The sequence below is a fragment of the Mesorhizobium sp. WSM4846 genome, from assembly GCF_055811415.1.
In genome coordinates this window covers 327,896-354,659 of record NZ_JBVVPZ010000002.1, presented here as the reverse complement: position 1 = coordinate 354,659, position 26,764 = coordinate 327,896, and the positions used below count along the sequence as shown (strand labels likewise).

General features: G+C 59.2%; 23 protein-coding genes. 17 read left to right on the top strand and 6 right to left on the bottom strand.

The genetic code is table 11. The features are described from left to right. Nucleotides 1-502 precede the first annotated feature (502 nt). Nucleotides 503-1,048 (bottom strand): class I SAM-dependent methyltransferase, encoded by a 546-nt coding sequence (locus AC0L15_RS03905; protein ID WP_473495918.1) that lies wholly within the window; start codon nt 1,046-1,048, stop codon nt 503-505. Between the two features lie 325 nt (nt 1,049-1,373). Between AC0L15_RS03905 and AC0L15_RS03900 the strand changes: the two genes are divergently transcribed. The 3 genes from AC0L15_RS03900 to AC0L15_RS03890 all read left to right on the top strand — a co-directional run bounded on the left by AC0L15_RS03900 (nt 1,374) and on the right by AC0L15_RS03890 (nt 3,053). Continuing rightward, the gene (locus AC0L15_RS03900; RefSeq protein ID WP_473495917.1) at nt 1,374-2,135 is read left to right on the top strand and encodes a hypothetical protein; all 762 of its coding nucleotides are present in this window, start codon (nt 1,374-1,376) and stop codon (nt 2,133-2,135) included. A gap of 86 nt (nt 2,136-2,221) precedes the next feature. Beyond that, nucleotides 2,222-2,530, top strand: coding sequence for a hypothetical protein (locus AC0L15_RS03895; RefSeq protein WP_473495916.1), 309 nt, complete (start codon nt 2,222-2,224; stop codon nt 2,528-2,530). Between the two features lie 253 nt (nt 2,531-2,783). Beyond that, a complete protein-coding gene (locus AC0L15_RS03890; protein WP_473495915.1) occupies nt 2,784-3,053 on the top strand; it encodes a hypothetical protein in 270 nt (89 codons plus the stop codon). Between the two features lie 340 nt (nt 3,054-3,393). On the opposite strand, the gene AC0L15_RS03885 is transcribed toward AC0L15_RS03890, so the two are convergent. Beyond that, nucleotides 3,394-3,738 carry a helix-turn-helix domain-containing protein gene (locus tag AC0L15_RS03885; protein ID WP_287325778.1) on the bottom strand — a complete coding sequence of 115 codons (345 nt, stop codon included), beginning with the start codon at nt 3,736-3,738 and terminating at the stop codon, nt 3,394-3,396. A 1,037-nt stretch (nt 3,739-4,775) separates the two neighbouring features. Here AC0L15_RS03885 and AC0L15_RS03880 point away from each other — a divergent pair. From AC0L15_RS03880 to cysQ, 11 genes are all read left to right on the top strand, one after another. Next, nucleotides 4,776-7,016 (top strand): mannose-1-phosphate guanylyltransferase/mannose-6-phosphate isomerase, encoded by a 2,241-nt coding sequence (locus AC0L15_RS03880; RefSeq protein WP_287325774.1) that lies wholly within the window; start codon nt 4,776-4,778, stop codon nt 7,014-7,016. Nucleotides 7,017-7,129: 113 nt separating this feature from the next. Further along, the gene (locus AC0L15_RS03875) at nt 7,130-7,603 is read left to right on the top strand and encodes a hypothetical protein (protein WP_473495914.1); all 474 of its coding nucleotides are present in this window, start codon (nt 7,130-7,132) and stop codon (nt 7,601-7,603) included. Nucleotides 7,604-7,935: 332 nt separating this feature from the next. Continuing rightward, on the top strand, nt 7,936-8,460 hold the full coding sequence (locus AC0L15_RS03870) for a hypothetical protein (protein ID WP_473495913.1): 525 nt from the start codon (nt 7,936-7,938) through the stop codon (nt 8,458-8,460). Between the two features lie 352 nt (nt 8,461-8,812). Next, nucleotides 8,813-9,622: a tyrosine-protein phosphatase gene (locus tag AC0L15_RS03865; RefSeq protein WP_287325695.1), complete on the top strand. Its 810-nt coding sequence runs from the start codon at nt 8,813-8,815 to the stop codon at nt 9,620-9,622. A 47-nt stretch (nt 9,623-9,669) separates the two neighbouring features. After that, on the top strand, nt 9,670-10,407 hold the full coding sequence (locus AC0L15_RS03860; protein ID WP_473495912.1) for a polysaccharide biosynthesis/export family protein: 738 nt from the start codon (nt 9,670-9,672) through the stop codon (nt 10,405-10,407). Between the two features lie 57 nt (nt 10,408-10,464). Next, nucleotides 10,465-12,843, top strand: a complete 2,379-nt coding sequence (locus AC0L15_RS03855) for a GumC family protein (protein ID WP_473495911.1) — start codon at nt 10,465-10,467, stop codon at nt 12,841-12,843. After that, complete coding sequence (locus AC0L15_RS03850; RefSeq protein ID WP_473495910.1) at nt 12,731-13,990, top strand: tetratricopeptide repeat protein; 1,260 nt, start codon at nt 12,731-12,733, stop codon at nt 13,988-13,990. The genes AC0L15_RS03855 and AC0L15_RS03850 overlap by 113 nt, the downstream gene beginning before the upstream one ends. After that, the gene (locus AC0L15_RS03845) at nt 13,987-15,300 is read left to right on the top strand and encodes an O-antigen ligase family protein (RefSeq protein ID WP_473495909.1); all 1,314 of its coding nucleotides are present in this window, start codon (nt 13,987-13,989) and stop codon (nt 15,298-15,300) included. Before AC0L15_RS03850 ends, AC0L15_RS03845 begins: the two co-directional genes overlap by 4 nt. 245 nt (nt 15,301-15,545) lie before the next feature. After that, entirely contained in the window at nt 15,546-16,451 is a 906-nt protein-coding gene (gene cysD / locus AC0L15_RS03840; protein ID WP_473495908.1) for a sulfate adenylyltransferase subunit CysD, read from the top strand. Between the two features lie 2 nt (nt 16,452-16,453). Next, complete coding sequence (gene cysN / locus AC0L15_RS03835; protein WP_473495907.1) at nt 16,454-18,391, top strand: sulfate adenylyltransferase subunit CysN; 1,938 nt, start codon at nt 16,454-16,456, stop codon at nt 18,389-18,391. Between the two features lie 10 nt (nt 18,392-18,401). After that, nucleotides 18,402-19,187, top strand: a complete 786-nt coding sequence (gene cysQ / locus AC0L15_RS03830) for a 3'(2'),5'-bisphosphate nucleotidase CysQ (protein ID WP_287245653.1) — start codon at nt 18,402-18,404, stop codon at nt 19,185-19,187. A 177-nt stretch (nt 19,188-19,364) separates the two neighbouring features. Here the strand turns inward: cysQ and AC0L15_RS03825 are convergent, their stop codons facing one another. The 4 genes from AC0L15_RS03825 to AC0L15_RS03810 form a co-directional block, all read right to left on the bottom strand. Next, on the bottom strand, nt 19,365-20,507 hold the full coding sequence (locus AC0L15_RS03825) for a DegT/DnrJ/EryC1/StrS family aminotransferase (RefSeq protein ID WP_287244952.1): 1,143 nt from the start codon (nt 20,505-20,507) through the stop codon (nt 19,365-19,367). 253 nt (nt 20,508-20,760) lie between these two features. After that, entirely contained in the window at nt 20,761-21,684 is a 924-nt protein-coding gene (locus AC0L15_RS03820; RefSeq protein ID WP_287244949.1) for a carbohydrate kinase family protein, read from the bottom strand. Next, complete coding sequence (locus tag AC0L15_RS03815; protein ID WP_287244945.1) at nt 21,681-22,127, bottom strand: RbsD/FucU family protein; 447 nt, start codon at nt 22,125-22,127, stop codon at nt 21,681-21,683. The genes AC0L15_RS03820 and AC0L15_RS03815 overlap by 4 nt, the downstream gene beginning before the upstream one ends. Next, nucleotides 22,128-23,354 (bottom strand): ROK family transcriptional regulator, encoded by a 1,227-nt coding sequence (locus tag AC0L15_RS03810; protein ID WP_287244942.1) that lies wholly within the window; start codon nt 23,352-23,354, stop codon nt 22,128-22,130. A gap of 268 nt (nt 23,355-23,622) precedes the next feature. Here AC0L15_RS03810 and AC0L15_RS03805 point away from each other — a divergent pair, with 268 nt between their 5' ends. The 3 genes from AC0L15_RS03805 to AC0L15_RS03795 all read left to right on the top strand — a co-directional run bounded on the left by AC0L15_RS03805 (nt 23,623) and on the right by AC0L15_RS03795 (nt 26,608). Next, complete coding sequence (locus AC0L15_RS03805) at nt 23,623-24,600, top strand: sugar ABC transporter substrate-binding protein (RefSeq protein WP_245277815.1); 978 nt, start codon at nt 23,623-23,625, stop codon at nt 24,598-24,600. A 158-nt stretch (nt 24,601-24,758) separates the two neighbouring features. After that, a complete protein-coding gene (locus tag AC0L15_RS03800) occupies nt 24,759-25,823 on the top strand; it encodes an ABC transporter permease (protein WP_023802795.1) in 1,065 nt (354 codons plus the stop codon). A gap of 2 nt (nt 25,824-25,825) precedes the next feature. Then, complete coding sequence (locus AC0L15_RS03795) at nt 25,826-26,608, top strand: ATP-binding cassette domain-containing protein (RefSeq protein ID WP_023802796.1); 783 nt, start codon at nt 25,826-25,828, stop codon at nt 26,606-26,608. Nucleotides 26,609-26,764 lie beyond the last annotated feature (156 nt).

Below are 26,764 nucleotides of genomic sequence, written 5' to 3'. Positions count from 1 at the left end.
TACAGGGAATTTACAGCGAATCTACCTGTTCTTGAGTACGACGAAGGGTCGAAAAGGCCAGTTTAACTATAAAATTCAGTTAGTTAGAGTTTCCGATGCCGGTTTTCATAACACGGAATTGCAATAAGCAATTAATTCAGCGAAACCCGCCGGGTTTCCCGCAAAACTGAAATTCTATCGGCAGACGAGAGTTTCAATCCTCTCTCGCAGCACCAGACTATCCCGTTGATTGGGAACAATATCTGATTTTCTTGGTCTTTAACTCGGGCGATAGCCTGCTTCAAAGAATCGCCCATACTTGAAGCATGACTTCGTTATTTTGGGTTGACAACGAAGTCAGCTTCATCAATTGTAGGAGGGCGCATCGTCACGAACGACGCCGGCAAGACGTACCAACTTGTCACGGCCGGTACTTCAGCAGGCGCCACCGGGCCAACCGGGACTGGCGCAGCTATCGCGGACGGGACTTGCGTCTGGAATTGTGTCGGTGTCACGGCTGTGTTCACAGCGCTGGCAAATCTGCCTTAGACGCAACGAAGATTTTCTCGCCGCGGGTCAGCGCGTGCTTGTGAACGTGCGGTTCGACCGCCGTATATTCGCTCAATGCAAACCCGGCAGCCTTGACCCGGGCCCGGATGTCTGAACCGAAATAGCGTACATGATCGAACTGCCCGTAGTGCAATTCTCGGTCCTGCGGGCTGGTTATATCGCCGCTCTCATAGGTCTCAGACCATCCTTCGATAACCGGGGTCATCAGGAGGGCAATCCCGCCGGGCGTGAGAATCCGGTGCATCTCATGGAGAGCCTTCCGGTCGTCCACATGCTCAAGAACATGAGAGCAAATGACCATGTCGAATGAATTGTCGGGCAGGTCGATGGCTTCGATGTTCAGCACGATTTCGGCGAGCGAGGCGTATAGGTCGGCCGTGACGTATTTCGAAACCAGTGGCTTAACGAAGCTGGTCACGGCGGTCTCGGGGGCGAAGTGCAAAGCAGACTTTGACGCTACGCGGTCTTTGTTCTCATCGAAGTTCTCATCGAACCACATTTTTAGGAGTCGGTGACGCTCTAGCGAGTTGCACTGAGGACACCGCGCATCGAGCCGAGACGGAAAACCGAAGGCTTTGAAGTTCCCGACGTAGCCGCAGACATTGCACTCTCGGACACTCGACCGCGACCGCATAAGTCTGGCTGTCAGCATTGCCTCTCTGTAAAGCGCTGCGTGCTTCTGAATAGCTTGCGGCATCGCCTTATAGACCGACAACAACAATTTACGAGCCATCCCGCACCCCTCAGCTTGAAGCAATTTCGTTTAGGCCTTCTTCCCGCAATTTCCTCCCCTTCACAAGGGGACAACGTCAAACAAATACCCCATGGACCTGAAGCACCCTTCAGCGCGTCTAATCGTGTCCGAATGCAAGGCTGAAGGGTTGTTGCGTAACCAGTGCGCCTATGTCCTCGGCACGGCATGGCATGAGACTGGCGCTTATAAATACATGCGCGAGATATGGGACCGACCGCTGCGCAGGTACGAAGGCCGCAAGGATCTCGGCAACACCGTGGCCGGCGACGGCAAGAAATTCATCGGGCGCGGCTTCGTCCAAATCACCGGCCGCCGGAATTATACCGATTGGTCAAAGCGCCTCGGCATCGATCTGCTGAAAGAGCCGCAACTGGCAGAGCGTCCCGAGATTGCCGTCAAGATCCTCGTCAAGGGGTCGAAGCTCGGCACGTTCACCGGCAAGAAGCTGGCAGATTACATCACGCTCAGCAAGTCCGATTTCATCGGTGCTAGGCGCATCATCAACGGCACGGACAAGGCCAGCCTGAGCGCCGGCTATGCCCAGAAGTTCGATGATCTGCTGCTGTTGGAAGGCTACGGCGTAGCAGCCCCGCCAGCACCCGCTAAGCCGGTCCGGCCGTCGGCCGCCAAAACCGCCTCGTGGCTCCTGTGCCGCCCGAGTACCCGGAGCGCAATCTGTTCTGGGCCCCGCTTTTCGCCATCTTCTGGGCGCGACTTCAGGCGGCGCTCGGTGTCGTTGCCGCAGCCGTCACCTACGTCGATCCGCAGGTGCTTTCGCCAATTATCCCGAGCGAGATTTCCCCGTGGTTCCTCGTCATCAACGCTTTGCTGACTGAGTTCCTTCGTCGCCGCCGGGCGGAGGATCTGTGATGAGCGTTCTGGTTCGCTACGGCCATCGCAGCCTGGCTCGGCTTCGGCATGGCCGGCTTCGTCCTGTTCGCCAGCATACGTCATGACCACTGGCCGGAGGATTTTATCACCACGCTCCTCAACTTCTTCACCGGCGGCGGGATCAGCTTCGCTGTCGTCGGCAGCGCCATCGTCGTCATTCTCGGGTTCTTCTGGCGGCTCCTCTACAACGCCAGGAAAATCCGGCATCGATCAAGAGTGAGCGAAGGAACGGGATTCCTATGCAAAACACCTTCAGGAATACAGGACGTTTTTCATAACAGGGAATTGCAACAAGCAATTAATTCGGCGAAACCCGTCAGTTTCCCGCAAAACTGAAATTCAATCGAGACGCATTTTTTAATTCTCTGTCGCAGCATTGGTAACCCAAGCTCTCCCGGCTGTTGGCTGAAGTAAAACCGGAGGGAAAAGACTTGAAGTGCCTACCAGAGCACGTTTGGCATGCTCAGCATAGCACGGCGGTGACGAGATCTCTGGACGACGAGTTGGAGAAATGGGAGCGGCGGTCGCTAGCCGGCGATTTGTCTCAAGTGCCGCCCCTTGGCGACCGTCGGCCCGCTTCGCTCACTTCATGAATGGCTACAAAGAGGCCGGCGGTTTTAATGAGCTTGCCAACTTGCACCAAAGGATTCAGAGATTTCATGGACGGCCGCTCTCCATGGCGTGCGAGCGCGGGACTTATGGCTTTGTCTTTTCTTCGAGCATCGTGCTGGCTCGCCACACAGGATCGGGCGGCGACGAAATTGTCCTTGATGGACTTTTGAAGAACTGCGGAAGCTACTTACAGGCCCTGGATCCACTCGAAGCGCACGGTCTGGGATCTCGGCTCGAATCACCTTGACGGCTGTCAAGCGAAATCAGCCTGGTCCCCTTCATCCCCGCTATCCACCCCTGCCCAAGTCGGTGAACAGAAATACGACGACGTAGACGCGGGCAAACGAATCACTACAAAGGAGGCGACGTTCGTCACGATCCGCCGGGCACACGCCCGGTCCACCGAAGGGACATTGGGCTGGTCGCGGCTGGGCCAATGCAGCCACACCGTGCGCCTAGTTCCTCTCCCTGCGCAGGCCCCGAACTGACAACGCGCCACGTCGGCGAAGAGCGACCCAGGTCGCCCTTTATGTTGTTCAAGTTCGACTTGCCGAGACACGCAGGCTTTGCGAATAGCGCAACGGGCGTTAGCTCAACCGCTTTAGCACCCTCGTTTGCTCTAGAGCCACCCTAACAAGCCGGGTTGCTAATTGTCGCACGGTTTCCTGGAGCTCGGCTTCGAGCTCAGCCCGTTCGCGCGAAACGGTTCGCTTCCTATCGAGGCCCTCGAAAAAGTCGCTCATAGAAACGTTGAGCACGCGCGCGAGCTCAGCGAGCGTTTCAATGCTTGGCAGCTGCTTGCCACGTTCAATGTTGGAAATGCTCTCCGGTGTGCGGCCGACGCGATCAGCCAGAATCTCCTGGCTTAGCTTCACGCCACGCCTCGCAGCCTGAACTCGGGCGCCTATAGCCTGCTTCAAAGAATCGCTCATACTCGAAGTGTGACTTAGTTATTTTAGGTTGAGAACGAAGTCGGCTTCATGGACTGTATCTTTTATGAAGGCTAGTTCATGCCGACCACATGACGGCCCTGACAAGCCGGAGCTTTGAACAGATGATCCGTACAGCCTTTAGGAGCGCAAACCCCGCATGAGCGCGTTGCTCCTCTCCGTCTTGCCAGAAAGCCCCACGCCTCTGACCCGCCACTCTCTCGTGCGGAATGGTGCAAGCGGGCCGCTTCGCTCATTTCCTGAATGGGTATGAGGTCGCCGGAGGAGTGAACCCTCTCGCCGATCTTTCCAACGCCATGTCAGCGCAAGCCCGCAAGACCGGCAAATGGGAAGGCAGCGCGCTGGACCTTTGGCTCTGCTTTTTTTCCAGGATCGAGCGCATCGCCACACGGGTTCCGAAGACGGCGATCCAATCCTCGACCTTCTGTGCGAAGCGCTGCGTATGTCTCTTAATCGACTGACACCAGGCGAGGTGAAGACATTAGCATCGCACCTCAAGCTGGACGCAATCTAAACGGGCGACGCCAAGGCTTAGGCCAGCCTCTAAAGAAATCGTGCGGCGAGGTTCCAGGCCCCATGGGCGAGCAGAGGGGCGCCAGAGAGAGAATGCGAAACCGCCAAGGACGGGGACGCTTCGTCACTATTTGTTCGAGCACTCATCGTCTTGACCGCCGCCAGCCAGCTTGGCGCCGTGGACTTCTTGAAATCGGGGCGGCGTCCACGCTTCGCCACGGACGAGAATGGCGCAAATGCAAGGCCGGTGGCAAGGGCGCCGGCGATACGCGGCAGCACTCCTTGCATTGTTGAGACTGAACGTTTTAGAAAGCTTCGCCCATTGACCACGGTTAACGGTATGGGAATCGTTGCGGAAAACGGCGCGCCTCAGGTTTTTAAGCTGGCGTCATCGGACAAACAGGAGCTTGTATTGGGGACTAGCGCTGGCAGAGCTTCGAAAGCGTCGACGCGGTGCTGCGCGGCACTGAAATCGGCATCCCAGACCTTTTGAGCGCGAGAGCCCAATGACCGAGCGGATCGTCAGTTTTGTTATGAGTGGCGGTATTGGCTCACGGCTGTGGCCGCTGTCGCGCGAGGACAATCCCAAGCAGTTCCATGATTTTTCGGGCGATGGCTCGATGCTGGTCAAAACTTTGCACCGGCTGACGGCGCGGCCGGACGGCGAAACGCCGGTCTTCCTGATTGCCTCGGAGCGGCACGCCGATCGCGTCCACGCCGATTTCGCCGGCCTCGACCTTTCCGGTGGCGGCCCCTTGTTCGAGCCGACCGGCCGCAACACCGCCGCAGCCGTCGCCCTGGCGACGCTGCGCACCCTCTCGGAATTTGGCGACAGCCTGGTGCTGGTGGTGCCGTCCGATCATGAGATCACGACCGCGCAGCAATTCTGGCAAAGCGTGGAAAACGGCACTGCGGCGGCGCGTGCCGGCCGGCTGGTGGTGTTCGGCATCAAGCCTGGCCAGCCGGAGACCGGCTACGGCTATATCGAGGTCGCCGGCGAGACGGATGGCATCTACGATGTCTCGCGTTTCGTCGAGAAACCGGACCTCGCGACCGCGCGGAGCTATCTGGCGGCCGGCAACTTCTACTGGAACACCGGCATCTTCCTGTTTCGCGCCAGCGCCATGCGCGACGCCTTCACGGCTTTCGAGCCCGAAATCTGGAAGGCCACCGAAAATGCCTATCAGGCGGCGACGTCAGATCTTTCCGGTCTCTATATGCCTCTGGAACTCTACGCCGCCATTCCGTCGACGTCGATCGACTATGCGATCATGGAGCGCGCCAGCCATATCGCCATGGTGCCGGCCGGCTTCCGCTGGAACGATCTCGGTTCCTGGCAATCGCTGCTCGATGTCGGCCCCTCAGACAATGACGGCAATGTCATCGTCGGCGATGTTGTCGCCATCGACTGCGAGAACTCCTACATCCGCAGCGACAGTCGCCTGCTCTCGGCCATCGGCTTGAAGGACGTTGCCATCGTCTCGACCGCCGATGCAACCTTCGTCGCCCCGGTCAGCCGCAGCCAGAACGTCAAGAAGATCGTCGAGCAGCTCGAAAAGAGCGGCCGGCTGGAAACCAGGTTCACGCCCGCCGGCGATCGCGTCATCGAAAGCGGCGCCTGGCGGCGCCGAGTGCATCACTGGCTGTTTGAAGAGACGGTGCCGCTGTGGTCCACGGTCGGGGTCGATGAGCGCCATGGCGGTTTTCACGAGGCGCTTGGTTTTGACGCCACTCCGCTGAAGAAGCCCAAGCGCATGCGCACCATGGCCAGGCAAGTCTACGCCTTCGCTGTCGCCAGGGCGCGCGGCTGGGACGGGCCCGCGGACCGGTTGATCGGCTACGGCCTCGAATTCATGGCCAGGAACGGCCGCACCGACAATGGCGGCTGGGTGCGCACGCTCAATGTCGACGGCACGGTGGCCGACGCAGCCGAGGACGCCTATGATCATTCCTGCGTGCTGCTGGCGCTGGCGCATGCCCATATGGTCGGCAACCCTGATGCATTGCGGCTTGCCGAAGAAACCTTTTCGTTCCTCGACGCGCATCTCGAGGACCACCGCATGACCGGCTTTCTCGAAACGTCGAGCGGCGTGGGCGAACGCCGTTCCAACCCGCACATGCATCTGCTCGAGGCTTTCCTGGCCTGGCATCAGGCGACCGGCGAACTCGCCTATCTTCGTCGCGCCGCGCGCATCGTCGATCTGTTTCGCAGCCATTTCTTCGATCCGGAAAGCTGGACGCTGGGCGAGTATTTCGATGCCGAGTGGAGGCCGGCGGAGGGCGAGAAAGGTGCCTGGACGGAACCCGGCCACCATTTCGAATGGGCCTCGCTGCTGGTCGACTTCGCCGGGCGCAGCGGCCAGAGTGACCTGACCGGCTTTGCCAGAAAGCTCTATGCCTCGGCCATCGCCAACGGCCTCAATCGCGCCACCGGCCTCGCCTATGGCGCAGTCTCGCGGCAGGGCTTGCCGCTCGACCTTGTCTCGCGCAGTTGGCCGCAGGCCGAGGCAATCAAGGCGGCGATTGCACTGGACGGTTCAGGCGGCCCCGACCTCAAGCCCGAGATCGAAGCGCGTGTCGGCCGCCTGTTTCGTTGGCACATCAATCCGGCGCCGCTCGGCCTGTGGATAGATCGGATCGACGAGCGAGGCCGCTCGCTGGCGACCGATGTGCCGGCAAGCATTTTTTATCATCTGGTTTGCGCGCTCACGCAATATCTCGACAGCACCGTCGGCGAAGCACGATAGGGCAGTTGACGGAATTTCTTCGATTGAATTGGATGCCAGGCGACGATAAGTCGTCCGGACGTCTCCGCCAGAGGTGATAGAGACATGCATGGCAGCGGCGGGAGTGAGGATTTTTGTCGTTCAAGAAAATAAGCTTGCTGGCGCTCCTTGCCCTGGCGTTTGCGGTTGGCTTCTTTGCCATCATCGTGGAAAAAGGGACGCCTCGTCGTCCCCCGCCGCCAAAGTCGCAAGCGGCCATCGAGCCGTTTGATGGCAAGCTTTTCATCCAGGCGGTCGATGATCTTCGCGTCGGCAACCGCAAGATTGTGCTATGCGGCGTGGCGTTTACCAAGCCTCAATCTCTGCGTGCCATGGTAACGGACGCGGCGCGCCGGGACTACCAGGGGCTCGCCCTGACTTGCAAGCCGGTCGGCATGGGGACGCCTTGCGACGGCAATGTCGCCTCAAAGTTTGGTGATGCCATCGTTGTGCAATGCCTCACGTCCGATGGCGCGGATTTGGCCGCCAAGCTTGCCGAGAATGGCATCTTGTGCGGACAGCCGGCGCAGGCAGGTTCGACCTACAAATCTTGCTTATCAGGTTCGTAGTGCACGCCGACTGCCTGTCATAAAACGAAAGACAGAATGTGCGATAACACCCCACGTTAAACAGAGTCGACCACGATCCCTGTACCAAAGCATCGGCGCGATGACCCTCAAACGCCACAAAATAAACTTGCCTTTGCCAACAATTTCCACAGGGGCCGGCCCGAAAATGGTAGATGCAAGCGAGTGTGTCCAATGAAACACATGAGAAACCAAAAATCATCTCGCATTTGCGAAGCAGGTTGGAATCAACGTTAAAAGCTGTTAGGCGCTTGTTCAATACCTTGGTGCCCGGGTGGGACCGAGGTGCGGCGGGACAAAAAGGATCGAAACGAATGAACCTCACTGTAAAAGTCGCGTTGGCCGGATTTGCCGCCTCGATCGGTTTCGGCCCGGTTTCGTCGTTCGCTCAGGATGCGTCCGCTCAGGATGCGTCTTGCACCTGCATGACATCCTATCAGGGAGCGGCGAGTTCGATTGGTTCCATCGGGCAGGCCAATGGCGACGTAATGGTTTCGCAAGCGGCGGGCTATGGCCCGGCAAAAGCGGGAAATGCGCTGGATTTCGGCAGCCGCATAGTGGTCGGTGCCAAGGGGGCGGCCTCTGTTAATGTCGGTGGCTGCAGCCTGGATGTGCCTGCGAATTCAAGCCTCGACATTTCCCGTGTCGAGAACAATATCTGCCTGAAAGTTGTGGGTTCCGAGCAGACGGCTGCCGCCGTTAGCTCCGAGCATACGGGTCAGATTCCCCCGGGCGACAACAACCGGTCCAACACTCCGCTCTTCATTTTTGGCGGCATGGTTGGTGCGGCTGGTATTCTTGCTGCCACGCAGGATGACGGCAAACCCGCCAGCCCTTAAGCCCAGTAGGACAATATAGTAGAGGCATGTGACTGCCTTTTCAGTATTGTATGGGTTGTGCCTTAGCCTTTGGCGCGGCAGCTGGAGTCGGGATATTGATGGAATTCGTCAACCATACCGCTCTATCACTTGAGTTGAAGCTGAGTGCGCTCCGTCTGGGCGGATTCGTCTCGCCCGGGGGCACTGTGAAGGGTGGCGCGGCAGTGCTGGTCATTGGCTTGCATGCTGTCAGCGAATAGCTTGAATTCTACCGTTTTGCACAACCTTGGCAAATGCGTCATTCGCTCTGGTGCGGGTGGCGCATTTGCCTTTTGTTGGGAGAAGTCGTCAGTTTGCTTCAGCGCGGCCACTTATGATCGACCTGCATTCCCACATCCTGCCCGGGCTTGACGACGGCTCGCCCAGTCTTGCTGAATCGCTGGAAATGGCGCGGTTGGCGGTGGCCGACGGAACGACCCATTTGGCGTGTACGCCGCATATCGTGCCAGGCATGTACGAAAACGGATCGGCAAATATTGCCCGAGCGGTTCATGAGTTGGAACAGGCGCTACGCGGTGCCGCAATACCGCTTGCGCTTTACGTTGGCGCCGACGTGCATATAGCGCCGGATCTGCCGGAGCAATTGGCGCTCGGCAGCGTGCCGACCTTGAACAGATCACGTTATTTTTTATTCGAGCCGCCGCATCACGTCTTGCCGCCAAGGCTGGAAGATTTCGCTCTGCGCCTCATAAACGCCGGGTTCGTTCCGATTCTTACCCATCCTGAGCGGCTGACATGGATCAAGACGAATTACGACGTTGTTGAGAATTTGAATGCAGTGGGTTGCCTGATTCAACTTACCGCAGACTCGATTGTTGGTGCTTTTGGACGCACGGCGCTTTACTATTCGGAAAAGCTGATTGACGAGGGTAGGGTAGATATTATCGCATCGGACACCCATGGCGCCACCCGCCGGCGCCCTGGGCTTTCGCAGGCGGTTGCCCTTGCCGCGAAGCGATGTGGGGAAGATGAGGCCCGCAATATGGTGTTGAAACGTCCAGGCGAGATATTGGCGAACCGGCCTCTCGAGCCGGTCGGAAAGGCTCACTCGAAAAAGCCAAGTCCCGGCAATTTCGGTCGCTTTGCAGGATTGGGCCGCTTGTTGAAGGGTGGGGCTGCGTGATGGGCGTTTTTCATTTCGCAAAAGATTATACGGGCGCGATATGTGCCTTGCTCGTTTCGCTCTCGATGTCTGCCTGCACGAGCACCTCGTCGACGACATCATCGTCTTCGCCGACTTCGGTCGATGCGCTGCAACTGACGTCATCGTCGGCGCCGCTCTCCAGCGGCGGCGCCCTGCAGGTCGTAAAGGAACTGCCTGCGCCGCAAAACAGCCAGAACGGCAACGAGCAGCCCTTGTCGCCCAACGATGTACTGGAGGTGAATGTGTTCCAGGTCGACAATCTGAACAGAACCGTTCAAGTCGACGCCGGCGGGCAAATTTCGCTTCCACTTATCGGAACCGTCACCGCGGCAGGGAAGACCGTCCGTCAGTTGGAGCAGGAAATCGAAACGGCTTACGGCGCCAACTATCTCCAGTCGCCCGATGTGTCAGTCTTCGTCAAGGAATCGATCGGACAGCGCATTACCGTCGACGGCGAAGTCACCAGGGCCGGTATTTTTCCGGTGTCGAGCAATTCTTCTCTCATCGATGCGATCGCCCTTGCTGGCGGGTTCAATGCCGTTGGCGATGCGAAAAAAGTCTTTGTCTATCGCAATGTCGGCCAAAATACTCTGGTCGCAAATTACAATGTGGAGCAGATTCGCGCCGGCAAGAGCCGCAACCCGCGCATCCATGGTGGCGACAAGATCGTCGTCTTCGCCTCGAAATCGAAAATTGCGCTGAAGAATCTCAAGGACGCTCTCGGCGTCGCCTCGAGTGCAGCCCGACTTGCGGTGATCCCGTGAATATAATTATGGCCGTCAGAATTCAGGATATAGACAAACCTAGGACTGCTACGCCCCATGCTTGATCGTAACAGACAGCATCAAATTGCAGGCCCAGGACATGGCCAAGCATTGTCCCCCGACCTGTATTATGATGGCGCGCAAAACTATAGCTCCTATGGTCGCGATTATTCGGAGCAGGACGACCGCTTCAATCCACTCAAACTGTTGTTTTACGCTGTCCAGTATCGGTGGCTGATACTGATGATGGTAGCGGGCGGGCTTGTCGCCGGCGTCGTCGTAACCATGATGCAGACGCCAAAATATCGGGCAACTGCTCAATTGGAAGTACTGGTTCCTTCCGCCAAGGTGTTCCAGGACATTGAGGTGGTTTCTGAAAGCAGCGACCTGCGGGCCTTTCAAACCGCCAGTGAAAAGCTGAAAAGCCGGGCTTTGGCGCAGCGTGTGGTGTTTCAACTGGGGCTCAGCGAAAAGCCGGATTTCCTGTTTCCGATCCCGACCTTCTCGCCCAGCAATATTTTCTATCGTGCGTTCGGAATTTCCAAATCGCCTTCCATAGAGGAGAAAACCCCGGAGGAACGCGAGGAAATTGCGATCGAACGCATCCTAGATGACCTCACGGTCACGCTGGTCACCAACACAAGCCTGCTGTCGATTACGTTTGCCGATCAGAAACCGAAATATGCAACGGATATAGCCAATCAGGTCGCGCAAAGTTTTATCGACCAGCGCCTCGATCAGACCAGCGAGACGTCGGACCTGGCACGGCAATTCATCCAGGAACAGGTTTTGCAGGTAAAGCAAAAGCTTCAGAAGTCCGAAGAGGAACTCGTCGCCTATGCAAAGGATGCGGGCATCACGATAACCGGCGAAGAAAAATCGCTGATAGGGTCGAACATCGAGACACTCAACACCGCTCTCGCGACAGCAATCCAGGAACGTCTCGATGCTGGACGGATGGTGGACCAGATAGACAAGGGCCGCGCGGCGAGCCTCGGCCCAGTCCTGGAGAGCGAAGGTCTGCAGAAGATCACCGAGAAACTGTCGGATTTGACCAGCCAGTATCAGCAGAAGCTGGGCATATTGAAGCCCGGTTTTCCAGAGATGCAGCAGCTTCAGGCGCAGATCAAGGAACTGCAGCGGCTTTATGACAACGGCGTTTTGACGATCACCGATTCACTGCGACAGAAATACCAGGAGGCTCAAAACAAGGAAGCCGACCTTAAGTCAAAACTTGCCGAGATGGAGACGCAGCAGGTCATCTTCAACGATAAGAACATTAAATACACCATCTTGAAGCGAGAAGTTGATTCGAACCGCTCGCAATATGACAATTTGATTGCCAAGTTGAACGAGGTTGGCGTGAGCTCGGAGCTCAAGACACAAAGCGCTGCAATCGTCGATTTCGCGACGCTGCCCAATCGCCCTTATTCTCCACGACTGACCATAAATCTTGCGATCGCTCTGGCTCTTTTCCTGGCGCTCAGCTCGTCAATAATTTACATAATCGAGTTGTTGAACAACACCTTTACCAATCCCGAACAGGTCGAAAAGGAACTTGGATTGGCGATGCTCGGCATCCTGCCGCATGTCGATGACCGGGAATTGATTGCCAGCATCACCGATCCGAAATCAGGACTGTCCGAAGCCTACCGTTCGCTTCGAACGTCATTGCAGTTCTCCGGCGCCGAAGGTGCGCCGCGATCGCTGTTGGTCACGAGTTCGGAACCCTCGGAAGGCAAGTCGACCACGGCGTTCAAGCTCGGGCAGGATTTTGCAGCGCTCGGCGCAAGGGTTCTCATTGTCGACGGCGATCTTCGAAAGCCCAATCTTCACCGGCTGTTTGGCCTCGACAATACAATCGGACTGAGCAATCTGCTGACGAACACCGTCCGCAAGGAGGATCTGGCAACCATTTTTAGGGCGACGAAATATCCCAACGTGACCGTCCTGACTTCCGGAACCATCCCGCCGAACCCCGCGGATCTTCTCTCTTCGCCAAAGATGGCACTGATCATCACCAATCTCGGCAAGCGATTCGATCTTGTCATAATCGATGCCCCGCCGGTCGTCGGCCTTTCAGATGCACCCATCCTCAGCCGGCTCGCCGAGGGCACATTGATGGTCATCTCTACCAATCAGGTCACGCGCAAGTCGGCGAAGACGGCGTTGAAGCGCTTGCGGGCTGCCGGCGCGAACGTGGTCGGAGCCGCGATGTCGAAGTTTGCAGTGAACAAGTTCGACTACAACTACGCCTACAAATATATGAACTACCAGTATTACGATTACGGCACGAGTACCCCGAAAATTGAGGGCAAAGTCGATGATGGAGCAGACCAGCCCGCTTATGCGAAATCTCCGACGTTCAGGCGTTTGGTTCGCCGCATCCGTTCTGGTGTTGGCGGCTTCGTCGATCGGGTTAAGTCGATTTCTTGAAGCCGCGACTCCAACCGTTTCCCTCGCGCTGGATCCGCTGAACGTCAATGCCTTGATAGGCGAGATTACCGACGATCTGAACGATACAAGCAATGTTCCCGATCTCGACGCATTGCTTGCCAAGGCCGAAAGCGCGCTTCGTTTTGACCTTGCGGACGCGCGTCTCTACAGCCTGATCGGCGAGATCAAGTACCGAAAGGGTGAAAAAGACCAGGCCTATGAGTTTTTCGATCAGGCTCGAAAATTGTCCAAGACCGAAATCCACGCGCTCCAGAGGTCGATAGGCCGCTCGATCGGAATAGGCGATCTGTCCGGGGCTGTCCGCGACATCGATATCTTGCTGCGGCGATGGCCAGATCAATTTCCGGCGATCGCCGAGGGGCTGCCGACAATCCTCTCGAACCCCGATGGATACCAGGCTGTGCTGGCAGCCATCAGGGCCGCGGCGCCCTGGAGGTCCAATCTGTTGGTCACGCTGGGCAAAACCCCCGAAGGGCTTGATTTCGCAAATCGGCTGCTGCTCGATTTGGCTGGGTCGAGTGCGCCACCAAACTCGAACGAAGTGTCTGCTGTGATCAAAGGGTACATTGGTCAAAAGGAATATGAACGGGCGTATCGTTTGTTCCTTTTCAGTCTGTCAGATCAGGAACGGAAATTGGGCGGGTATATTTTCAACAGTACCTTTGAACCGGTGCGGAGCGGCAAGCCTTTCGATTGGCAAGTCCACGATCAGTCGGGCCTGGAAATTGCGTTTTCAACATCGAACGATTCCGTCGAAGGCGAGGGTGGGGCGACGGTGCGGTTCTTGAATACGCCGGTTAAGCATGCGGCGCTTTCGCAGTATATTGAACTGCCTCCTGGTTCGTACAAGATTTCCTTGCTTGCTTCTGCAAGAAACCTGAAGCTTCCAAAGGAATTGTTCTGGTCGATCTGGTGCGTAGGTGCAGCCAGCGAAACAGGGCGGTTCAATATTCCGGAGGGTACATACAATCGCCAGGCGCTCGGTCAGGAGTTTTCGGTGGGATCGACCGGGTGCCCCATGCAATTATTGAGGCTGGAAACTGCCGCCATTGCCGAGAGCTGGCGCTTTCGCTACGTCGGCACGCTGGTAATGCACAAATTGAGCATCGAGAGACTTTCATCTTGAGCGACCGGCCATCGGAATGGGATAAATATCTCCTCGGATCGGTTCTGTTTATATCGCTGCTGATCGGCGGTGGCACTGCGAGCGGCCTTTACACGGACACGCTGATCGAGGTCGCGGCGATTTTCTCGGCTGCGGCGGTCTTTTCACAGGCCTCTGGCCAAAGAACCCCCCATTCTGTTCTGTGGCTGCTTATCTTCGCTGGGGCGCTTGTGGTTTTGCAAATTGTTCCGCTGCCTGCGGCGATTTTCAGCGGATTGCGACCGGAAGTGCTGCTCGCAGATTCCGGGCTGGTTGGAGAAACTCGATTTCGGTTCGTCAGTGTCGGCGTTGGACGGACGATCGAAAGTCTGTTGTATCTGGTGGCGTTGGCGGCGTTTTTTTTGAGCGTTTTGCGTTTGCGTGTCGCGCAGGTCCAGGCCCTTCTGCCGTTCTTTTTTATGGGTGTAATCTGCAACGGCTTGGCAGGCGCGATTCAATATTCGCTCTCGGACGACATTGCCATAAAGGGATTATTGCCGTTCACGATAAACGCCGGGCTTTTTGCCAACGAGAATCATTTTGCGGCGTTACTTTTTGTATCTATTCCCTTCGTCGTTTATTACGGTTTGTTCCGCGGACATCTTTTGTCGGGATCGCTCGGGCTGGCCACGCTTTTGCTGCTCCTTTTGGCCGTCGGTTCGCGCGCCGGCGTTCTGATCGGGTTAGCGATCACCGTGCTATCCATAGTCTTTCTTTCAACGCGTTCCAGGGTGGGTGGACTCAGCATCCTTGCAGTTTTCATAGTACTCTCGGTGTTTACGATAGGCGCGTGGACGAAGATCGAGGCCGAAGCGATTGACCGAGATTTCGGGCGAGGAGAGTTTGCTCGCACCACCATTGAGGGGATCAAAGAGAATTGGGCCACCGGCGTTGGATTTGGGAATTTTCAAAGGGCCTACCAGATATATGAAAAGCAAGAGATGATTTTCAGGCAGTATGTAAATCATGCTCACAACGAGTATCTTGAAATAGCTTTCGAGGGCGGAGTTCTTGCTGTTCTGTTGATGGCGCTTTATTTCGTGGTTCTTTTTATGGCGCTTGCGAGAGTTCGTCGCGATCCCCTTCAAAAGGCGGCGTTTCTCTCCGTGTCGTTTCTTCTCATTCATTCACTCGTCGACTATCCGTTGCGGACCGAGGCGCTTGCAATGACGTTTGCCTTCATGAACGCCATTATCTTCCACAAAGGATTTGCAGCCCGCCAGAAGCGTGAATTGATCGAGATCGACCACAACGGGGAAAAATTGCTCGTTCCCGTCGGTACGCCGTCCTAGCGCCGCCTGGCGATGGCCTGCGATCTGAGCAGGAATTTTCCGGGTTCTGGTCCCTGCGTGGAAAAATCATTCGCGAACCGCTCCAGCGCAGGCCTGTCTTGCATTGTTATAGATAATGGCGATCTGCTAGAACGCCTGCACGAAAACAACATCGTCCAGAAGTGAAGCTTGAACCGGGCCGCTGCAAAATTGCGCCTGATGCATCGATGCAAGATCTGGGCGGCACGAGAGAACGCTTAAAGCCAATGAACATCGCGCTAACGCATCTGCAGCGGCTTGAAGCCGAATCCATCCATATCTTTCGCGAGGTTGCGGCGACCTTCGCCAAGCCGGTCATGCTCTATTCGGTCGGCAAGGATTCTTCCGTGCTGATGCATCTGGCGATGAAGGCGTTTTATCCGGCCAAGCCGCCCTTTCCCTTTCTCCACGTCGACACGACCTGGAAATTCCGCGAGATGATCGCCTTTCGCGATCAGATGGCGCAAAAGCTTGGCTTCGATCTCCTGGTCCATGTCAACGGCGATGGTGTGCGCGATAATATCAATCCCTTCGACCATGGCTCGAACACCCATACGCATGTGATGAAGACCGTGGCGCTGCGCCAGGCGCTCGACAAATACGGCTTCGATGCAGCCTTCGGTGGGGCGCGGCGCGACGAGGAGAAATCGCGCGCCAAGGAGCGGATCTTCTCTTTCCGCAATGCCCAGCACGTCTGGGATCCGAAGAACCAGCGGCCGGAGATGTGGAGGATATTCAACACCCGCATTGCATCAGGTGAATCGATCCGGGTCTTTCCGTTGTCGAACTGGACCGAACTCGATATCTGGCAGTATATTCTCCAGGAAGACATCCCGATCGTGCCGCTCTACTTCGCCAAGGAGCGACCGGTCGTCGAACGCGACGGCATGCTCATTCTGAGGGACGACGACCGCATGCAGTTGCGTCCCGGCGAGACGGTGGAGAACCGGCTGGTGCGGTTCCGCACGCTCGGCTGCTATCCGCTGACCGGCGCGATCGAATCGGACGCCGACACGCTGGAGGCCATTGTCGGCGAAATGCTCACGGCGCGCACCTCCGAACGGCAGGGCCGCCTGATCGACCGTGATGAAGCCGGCTCGATGGAAAAGAAGAAGCGCGAGGGGTATTTCTGAGCATGCGCCACACCATGGCCAAAAACCTTGCCACCACCGACGGCATTCGTGACTATCTGGCGGTGCAGGAACAAAAATCGCTGCTGCGCTTCCTGACCTGCGGTTCCGTCGACGACGGCAAGTCGACGTTGATCGGGCGCCTGCTTTCGGACACCAAGCAGATTTTCGAGGACCAGCTTGCTGCGCTCGAGCGTGATTCGCGCAAGCACGGGACGACAGGCGACGACGTCGATTTTGCGCTGCTGGTCGATGGCCTCGAGGCCGAGCGCGAGCAGGGCATCACCATCGATGTCGCCTATCGCTTTTTCGCCACGCCAAAACGCAAATTTATCGTTGCCGATACGCCTGGCCACGAACAATACACGCGCAACATGGCGACGGGCGCGTCGACCGCCGATCTGGCCATCGTTCTGATCGACGCCCGGCAAGGCGTGCTGCGCCAGACAAGGCGCCACTCGATCATCGCCTCGCTGCTCGGCATCCGGCACATTGTGCTCGCCGTCAACAAGATCGATCTCGTCGGCTTCGACAAGGCGGTGTTCGAACGGATTATCGAGGACTATCGGCAATTTTCGCACAAGCTTGGCTTCGAGACGATCGTGCCCATCCCGATGTCTGCCCGTTACGGCGACAACGTCACCAGCCGCTCGGATAAGACGACGTGGTATTCCGGCCCGACGCTGATCGAACATCTGGAAGCCGTGTCAGTCGATGAAGCCGTTGTCGAACTGCCGTTCCGTTTTCCGGTGCAGTATGTGAATCGCCCCAATCTCGATTTTCGCGGTTTTGCCGGCACGATTGCGTCCGGCTCCGTCTCACCAGGCGACGAGGTCGTTGTCGCCAAATCCGGCAAGTCCGCTCATGTCAGGCGCATCGTCTCGCATGGCGGCGATCTGAGCCAGGCGGTCGCCGGCCAGGCCATCACCCTTGTTCTCGACGACGAGGTCGAGGTCTCGCGCGGCAACATGCTGGTGTCGCCGGCGGCGCGGCCGCAGGTCGCCGACCAGTTCGCCGCCAACATCGTCTGGTTCGACGAGCACGCGCTGCTGCCGGGCCGCTCCTATATCCTGCGGACCGAGACCGATCAGACCAGCGCTACCGTCACCGACCTGAAATACCGCGTCAACGTCAACGATTTTGCCCATGAGGCGGCCAAGTCGCTGGAGATGAACGAGGTCGGCATTTGCAACATCTCGACGCGGGCGCCGATTGTCTTCGATACGTTCGCCGAGAACCGCACGACCGGCGCCTTCATCCTGATCGACCGCATCACCAACGCCACGGTCGGCGCCGGCATGATCCTGCATTCGCTGCGCCGCGCCGAAAACATCCACTGGCAATCGCTCGATGTCGGCAAGCATGGCCGCGCCGATCTGAAGAACCAGCGGCCTGCTGTGTTCTGGTTCACCGGGCTCTCGGGGTCGGGCAAGTCGACCATCGCCAACCTTTTCGAGAAGAAGCTGTTCGCCACCGGCCGCCACACTTACATCCTGGACGGCGATAATGTCCGCCACGGGCTCAATCGCGATCTTGGCTTCACCGACGCCGACCGCGTCGAAAACATTCGCCGCGTGGCCGAAGTGGCGCGCCTGATGGCCGATGCCGGGCTGATCGTCATCGTTTCGTTCATTTCGCCATTCAGCGCCGAAAGGCGGATGGCCAGGGAATTGATGGCCAGCGGTGAATTCGTCGAGGTGTTTGTCGACACACCCTTTGAGGAATGCGCCAGACGCGATCCGAAGGGCCTCTATGCGCGGGCGTTGAATGGCGAAATCAAGAATTTCACCGGCGTCGATTCACCGTATGAAGCCCCGGAAAATCCCGAAATCCATCTCAAGACACTCGGCAAGTCTGCCGAGGAGATGGTAGAAGCCCTGGAACTCTGGCTGAACGAGCGCGACATTGCCGAAAACCAATACGACAGCGGCGGCGGTATCTGACGACGAAGCGATGCTCGGCGTGTTCGAGCGCCTTGCCCTGGCGGCGGGGCGAGAGGTGATGCGTGTTTTTGATGCCGGCTGCGCGGTCGACCAGAAATCTGACAGCTCGCCAGTGACCGAAGCCGATCGCGAGAGCGAAAAGATCATTCTCGCCGGGCTGCGCGCGGCGTTCCCTGATATCCCTTGCGTGGCTGAGGAAGAGGCATCGGCCGGCATCGTGCCGCCGGACCTCGAGGGCGCCTTCTTCCTGGTGGACCCACTGGACGGCACCAAGGAATTCGTCAACCGCAGGACCGACTTCACCGTCAACATCGCGCTCGTTCGCCACGGCGTGCCGGAGATCGGTGTGGTCTTTTCGCCATGCACCGGACGCTTCTTTTCCGGCCGGCCGGGCAGGGCGGAAGCAATCGATGTCAATGGCGATTACCAGATCATCGGCCGTCGGCCGATTTCGGCCAGAACGGGCGTGGCGCCACTGACCGTCGTCGCCAGCCGGTCCCACAATACGCCCGAGACCGAAGCCTATATCCGCACGGTGGGCGCTGCCGAGATCGTCTCGGTCGGCTCGTCGCTGAAATTCTGTCTTGTCGCCAGCGCCGAGGCCGACGTCTATCCGCGCTTCGGCCGCACCATGGAATGGGACACCGCGGCGGGTGACGCGGTGCTGCGCGCCGCAGGCGGGATGACGCGCTCGCTCGATGGTCAGCCGCTGGCCTACGGCAAGCGCAACCAGAGCGATGACGTGGATTTTGCCAATCCGCATTTCATCGCCAGCGGGAAGAGCGCGGGCCAGTAATCTCCCCCCTTGAGGGGGAGATGTCGCCGAAGGCGACAGAAGGGGTCGCCTCAGCAGGTGCGACGCATATGGAATCGAAACGAAAGAGGGAAAGTCGGCGCTTCACGCGTGGCGACCCTCTGGCCTGCCCTCTTTGCCAAACTTGGCATCTCCCCCTCGAAGGGGGAGATTACGCGCCTACGCGGCGGCGATTTGCGCCGAATTCGAGCCGATATAGTTGCGGATCGTCTCGATGATCCGATCCTGGTCGGCCTCGCTCAGATAGGGATGCATGGGCAGGCACAGGATACGCTTCGGCAACTCCTCAGAAACGGTAAGACCTGTCGGCGTGCGCGGATAGTCGCGGTAGGCGATCTGGCTGTGCAAGGGCTTCACATAATAGATCACCGACGGGATGCCTTTTTCCCCGAGATGCGCCTTCAGCCCGTCGCGCTTCGGCGTCTCGATGGCATATTGCGCCCAGGCTGAACGGCCGCCGTCCAGATTGCGCGCCGCCTTGACGATGTCGCCGAGGCCTTCGGCATACCGGTGGGCGACCGCTTGCCGGGCAACCATCTCGTCTTCAAGAATGGCCAGCTTCTCGATCAGGATCGCCGCCTGCAGCGTGTCGAGCCGCGAATTGATGCCGACGCGGACGTTGTCATATTGGGTTTCGCCCTTGCCGTGGAAGGCGAACGAGCGGAGCTGTTCGGCCAGCGCATCGTCATTGGTGAACATTGCGCCGCCGTCGCCATAGCAGCCGAGCGGCTTTGCCGGGTAGAAGCTGGTCGAGCCGACCGCGCCGAACGAACCCAGCATCTTGCCGTCGCTCGAGCCGCCGATCGCCTGGGCGGCATCTTCGATCACCATCAGCCCTTCGCGGTTGGCGATGGCCATGATCGCCTCGTAATCGGCGGCGAGCCCGAACAGGTCGACGGGAATGATCGCCCTTGGCTTCAGCCGGCCTTCCGCCTTGATCATGGCGATGGCGGCTTCGAGGCTGGCGATGTCGATATTGTAGGTCTGCGGATCGACATCGACGAAAACCGGCTCGGCCTTGGCCAGCGCCACCACTTCCGCCGTGGCGGCGAAGGTGAAGCTCGGCACGAACACCGCGTCACCTGGACCGATGTCGGCCGCAAACAGTGGCAGCAGCAGCGCGTCAGTGCCGTTGGCGCAGGCTACGACATGCTTGGTGCCGACATAGGCGGCGAGCTTGTTTTCGAATTCGGTGACCTCAGGTCCGAGAATGTAGCGACCCTCGTCGACGACGCGTTCGATGGCAGCTTTCAGTCTGTCGCGGATTCGTTCGCGCTGCGCGCCAAGATCGATGAACTGCATGTCGGCCTCAAACGGGACTAGCCAGATAACCGGCCGCTGGTATCAGACTTGGCGCGGCCGAGAAAGCTGCACGGACCAATCGACGAATTGCTCAAATGTCGCAGCCTGTTACCTCTCAGTCCGACAGGTCCCTATCAGACGCCGGAAATCCGGGGCTTTGTTGCGCACGACACGGCCTTCGTGTCGCACGCGCTCGGCTGGGCGAAACATAAAGTGATCGATGTTAGCGCATCCTCAGCGCATCGCGGTCCAATCAGGCGATTTCATGCCGCCAAGGCGGATTGGCGCCGGCCCGCGACACGGTTACCGCCGCAGCCTTGGCGCCAAGCGCCAGCGCCTTGTGGATGGCGTCGTCCGACAGATTGGCGATCGCCTCCTTCGACAGCAGGCCTTGCTCGTGCAGCGAGGCCAGGATGCCGGCGTTGAACGTGTCGCCGGCGCCTACCGTATCGACCACCTCGACCTCGTCCGGCACGACCGTAACCTTGTGATCCCTGGTGTAGCCGATGGCGCCTTCGCTGCCATGGGTGACGACGATCAGCGTCGGGCCGCGCTCCAGCCAGTTGCGGACGACGTCCTCGTGCGAGCCGGCTTCGCCGAACCAGTTGAGGTCCTCGTCCGACAGTTTCACGATATCGGCCATGGCCATCATCGAGCGGATGCGCCTGAGATGCCTGGCCTTGTCCGCTATGAAATTCGGCCGGATGTTGGGGTCGAGCATCATGACGCGGCGGCTGTGCTCTCGCCGCATGAATTCCTCGTAGGCGGATCCGGCCGGCTCCGAGATCAGGCTGATGGCGCCGAACAGCATGGCTTCGATCTCGCTGCCGAGTTTCGGCAGATCGTCGATGGTCAGCATCCGTCCGGCTGTGTTTTCATCGTAGAACGTGTAGGTCGCCTGGCCGTTGTCCAGCCGCACGAAGGCGAGCGTGGTCGGCCGGGGCGATGTGTGCGCATAGGTGGAACTGACTTGGCTTGCCCTCAGCGCGTCCTTGAACTGGTTGCCGAACAGATCCGTCGACAGGCCGGAAAAGAAACCGGCGGGCGCTCCCAGCCGGCCGAGCGCTATTGCCGTGTTGAACACCGCGCCGCCGACATAGGGGGCAAAGGCCGGCTCGCCCTCAGTCGTGGTGCGTGGCAGCATGTCGATCAGGGCTTCGCCGCAACAGAGGATCATGATTTTCTGGTCTCCGGCGGATAGATCACACCCTTGCGGATGATGATGTTGGCGTAGAGCCGCGGCTCGCTTGTCGCAACGATCGCGTGCGCGGATCTGACCCGTTGATAGAAGTCGGTGCCGGCAAGCGCAACCACCTTGCGGCCCGGAGCACGCCTGGCGCAGATCGCCTCCATCTCGTGATGAACGGGATCGGCAATCAGGGGATTACCTTTGACCGAGGCGCGAAACAGCGCCTCCGGCACTGCGTCATCGACGGGCAATACGCTGAGGATGGCGTCGAGCATCGGAGCAAGATGATGACCGTCGGCGCGGATGAGCCGGTGTGCCTGTTCCTTCGCCGGGTAGTTTCCGTCGACAAGGGCGATCTCGTCGCCATGGCCCATGGCACGCAGCATCGCCAGAAGCTCCGGGCCGAGCAGGGCCGGGATTCCGATCAGCATTCAGGTGCTCCTGGAAATCGTGGTCGAACCGATGAGGAAGCGTTCGGAAAGCGGCAGGCTGGCACCGCCCAGGGCACGTGCATGAATGCCGACAGTCCCCTCGCGCACGGCCGGAAGCTTCAGGCCTTCACCGTCGATCTTGCCGATAGCATCGATAACGGCATCGACGAGCCGGCGCCGCACGGCCTTCGGCATCCATCCGTCGATCACCGCCGCCTCGAAATCGATAACCGATGACGCCGCCACAATGGCATAGGCGAGCGCCTGCGAGGCGCAGGCGATCCAATCGTCGAGCTCGACACCGATTTCGCCCCAATCCTCCGGTGACGTCCACAGATGTGAGGCTTCGACGCCGCGCGCGTTGAGTGCCTTTTCCAGCATGGCGATCGACGCCACGCCGATCAATTGGGTCGGCTTGCCGTCCGGTCCAGGCACCGGCATCGAACCCAGCGCGCCGGCATTGCCGGTCGGTCCGCCGAAAAGGTGACCGTTCAGCACGATGCCGCCGCCGGCGAAGGCACCGATGTAGAAATAGACGAAGTCGCGTGCCGTGCCCGCTTTGCCGAACACCAGTTCGGCGCCGCAGGCAGAGGTGGCGTCATTTTGCAGGTAGACGGGGAATTCGCACTGTGCCTGGATGTCGGCGCGGATGTCTCGGTGGCGCCATTCGTCCATGACGTCGCGCGGCGCACCTGCCGTATCGGCCCAGCTCCACAATTCGAACGGCATGGCGATGCCAAGTCCGGCAATGCGCTTGTCCTGCGCCGGGGTGAGTTCGCCGCGCATCGTCTTCATGCCGGAGGTGACGAACCCGACCGTCTCGCGCGGTGCCGGATAGCGGTAGGAATGCTGCAGCATCGAACGCACATTGCCGAGAAAATCGATCAGAACGAGTTCGGCGCTACGGCGGCCGATCTTCAGGCCGATGAAATAGGCGCCATCGGGATTGAGCGCCATCGGAATGGAAGGTTGGCCGATCTTGCCGCGCAGCGGCGCCTGGCGGACAAGAAGGTTGTCCTCCTCGAGCTCGCGCATGATGACCGAAACGGTCTGGGCCGAAAGTCCGGTCATGCGCGCAATGTCGGACTTCGCCAGGCTGCCGTGCTGACGCACCAGCGACAGCACCAGCCGCTCATTGTGGTCCCGCATGCCGCTCTGGTTGGTGCCGCGGTGAATGCGGCTTTTGGCTGCCTCGGGCGAACCGTGCCTCGGTATGCCGGTCTCCACCCGTTCTCCTCCCGTCGTTGCCCTTAATGCTTTTGGCCAGAATGAGTGACCGACGCCACGCTGTCAATAATAAATAAGAGTGATTTAATTATTGACAGGACCCTCAGTCTGGTATTCTCTTGGGGCAAGCGTCCACGCTGGGAGAAGTCGCTGGATGCTCATGCGATGCCGGTTGGCCGGCATCCGAACTGGTTCCACTGGGAGGAATATCGTGACCAAGACAGCACTGCTAAGATCCACCGTTTTTGCCGCGGCCGGACTGGGCCTGATGGCGTTCACCTCGGCTGCGTCCGCCGCCGATGTCGGCGCCTGCCTGATCACCAAGACCGACACCAACCCGTTCTTCGTCAAGATGAAGGAAGGCGCGAGCGCCAAGGCCAAGGAACTCGGCGTCGAACTCAAAGCCTATGCCGGCAAGATCGACGGCGACAGCGAAAGCCAGGTGGCGGCGATCGAAAGCTGTATCGCCGACGGCGCCAAGGGCATCCTGATCACCGCGTCGGACACCAAGGGCATCGTCCCGGCGGTGAATAAGGCACGTGACGCCGGTCTGCTCGTGATCGCGCTCGACACGCCGCTTGATCCGCTCGACGCCGCCGACGCGACCTTTGCGACCGACAATCTGGAGGCCGGCAAGCTGATCGGCGCGTGGGCCGCAGCGACGCTCGGCGACAAGGCGAAGGATGCCAGGATCGGCTTCCTCGACCTGACGCCCTCGCAGCCGACGGTCGACGTGCTGCGCGACCAGGGCTTCATGATGGGCTACGGCATCGACGTGAAGGACCCCAACAAGATCGGCGATGAGGACGATCCGCGCATCGTCGGCCACGACGTTACCAACGGCAACGAGGAAGGTGGCCGCAAGGCGATGGAGAACCTCCTCCAGAAGGATCCCGGCATCAACGTGATCCACACCATCAACGAGCCGGCAGCCGTCGGCGCCTACCAGGCGCTCAAGGCCGTGGGTCTCGAAGGCAATGTGCTGATCGTGTCGGTCGATGGCGGCTGCCCCGGCGTGAAGTCGGTCGCCGAGGGCGTGATCGGTGCGACCTCACAGCAATATCCGCTGCAGATGGCGGCACTCGGCATCGAAGCGATCGCCGCTTACGCCAAGGACGGGACGAAGCCCAAGCCGACCGAAGGTAAGGATTTCTTCGACACGGGCGTCAACCTCGTGACCGACAAGCCTGCGGAGGGCGTGAAGTCCATCGACACCAAGGAAGGCCTCGCCAAGTGCTGGGGCTGATGCCGGTCTGACAGGCAATAGACCGAAGCGGCCAGGGGCTTGATCCCCGGCCGCTTCGGGTGGACGATGCGGAAATCGCAAGCGCGAACAATTCCGGCGGCAGATCGGGAACGGTTGGACGGGCGTCGGCGCGTGGCTGAAGCCTCATGGGAGGAAACATGTCTCAGGTTCAGGAATTCGAAAAGGCTCTCGCGAACAGCGAGACAAGCGTTGCTGCTTTTGACGAGCATGGCACGTCGCTCGTCAAGCGCATCCAGCATTTCCTGCATTCCACTCCGGCTGCGGTGCCGCTGATCGTGCTGGTCCTGTCGATCGCTGTCTTTGGCGTCACGATCGGAGGACGGTTCTTTTCGTCCTACACGCTGACGCTGATCCTGCAGCAGATCGCCATCGTCGGTATTCTCGGCGCCGCGCAGACGCTGGTCATCCTGACAGCCGGCATCGACCTGTCAATCGGCGTGATCATGGTGATTTCGGCCGTGATCATGGGCAATTGCGCGGTCACCTATGGCCTGCCGACCTTGCTTGCCGTGGTGATCGGGCTTGCCGCCGGCGCGGCCTGCGGGCTGCTCAACGGGCTGCTGGTCGCCTACATGAAGCTGCCGCCCTTCATCGTCACGCTCGGCACCTGGAACATCGTCATGGCCACGAACTTCATCTATTCGGCCAATGAGACGATCCGTGACGCCGACGTCGACGTCCAAGCCCCGCTGCTGCATCTGTTTGGCCTGAACTTCAAGGTCGGCACGGCGGTGCTGACGTTCGGCGTCATTGCCATGGTCGTGCTGGTGCTGTTCTTGTGGTACGTGCTCAATCACACGGCATGGGGCCGTCATGTCTACGCTGTCGGCGACGATCCGGAGGCAGCGAAGCTGTCGGGCATCCAGACCAAGAAGGTGCTGATCTCGGTCTACACGCTTGCCGGGCTGATCGCCGCTTTCGCTGCCTGGGTCTCCATCGGCCGCAACGGCTCGATCTCGCCGTCCGCTGCCGTCACCGACTACAATTTGCAGGCGATCACCGCGACGGTGATCGGCGGCATTTCCCTCTTCGGCGGGCGCGGCTCTATTCTGGGCACGCTGTTCGGCGCGATGATCGTCGGCGTCGTTTCGATGGGCCTCAACATGCTGGGCGCCGATCCGCAATGGAAAGTGCTGCTCACCGGTGTGCTGATCATCGGCGCCGTGGCGATCGACCAGTGGATCAGAAAGGTTTCGGTGTAACCATGACCCAGGAGCCCATCCTCACCGCGCGCGGCCTCGTCAAGCGCTACGGCCGCGTCACCGCACTGAACAGCTGCGACTTCGATCTCTATCCGGGAGAGATCCTGGCCGTGATCGGCGACAATGGAGCCGGCAAGTCGACGCTGATCAAGGCGATCTCGGGCGCCGTTGTCCCGGACGAAGGGATCATCGAGTTGGACGGCAAGCAGGTGCTCTTCAAGTCGCCCATCGAAGCCCGCGAAGCCGGCATCGAAACCGTCTACCAGAACCTGGCGCTGTCGCCGGCGCTGTCGATCGCCGACAACATGTTCCTCGGTCGCGAGATCCGCAAACCGGGTTTTCTGGGCGACTGGCTGCGCATGCTCGACCGCCCGGCAATGGAAAAGCGCGCCCGCGACAAGCTCACCGAACTTGGCCTGATGACCATCCAGAACATCAGCCAGGCCGTGGAAACGCTCTCGGGCGGCCAACGCCAGGGCGTGGCGGTGGCGCGCGCCGCCGCCTTCGGCTCGAAGATGGTCATCATGGATGAGCCGACGGCGGCGTTAGGCGTCAAGGAGAGCCGCCGCGTGCTCGAACTGATCCTCGACGTGAAGAAGCGCGGCCTGCCGATCGTGCTAATTTCCCACAACATGCCGCATGTCTTCGAGGTGGCCGACCGCATTCACATCCATCGGCTGGGCCGTCGGCTCTGTGTCATCGATCCCAAGCAATATACGATGTCCGACGCCGTCGCCTTCATGACCGGAGCGAAGCTTCCGCCGGAGGCGGCACTGGCGGCCTGATGCATGTCGCCCAAAGCAAGGTGCCTCGCAGAGGCCCAAACGCGACGCACTTTAAGTTGCTAAACTGCCGCAGGGTAAGCTTCCCCGCGGCAATCTAACTCGATTGAACGCTTAACAATATGAGCTAGCATGGCTGGGAGGAATGGTGAAAGCCGG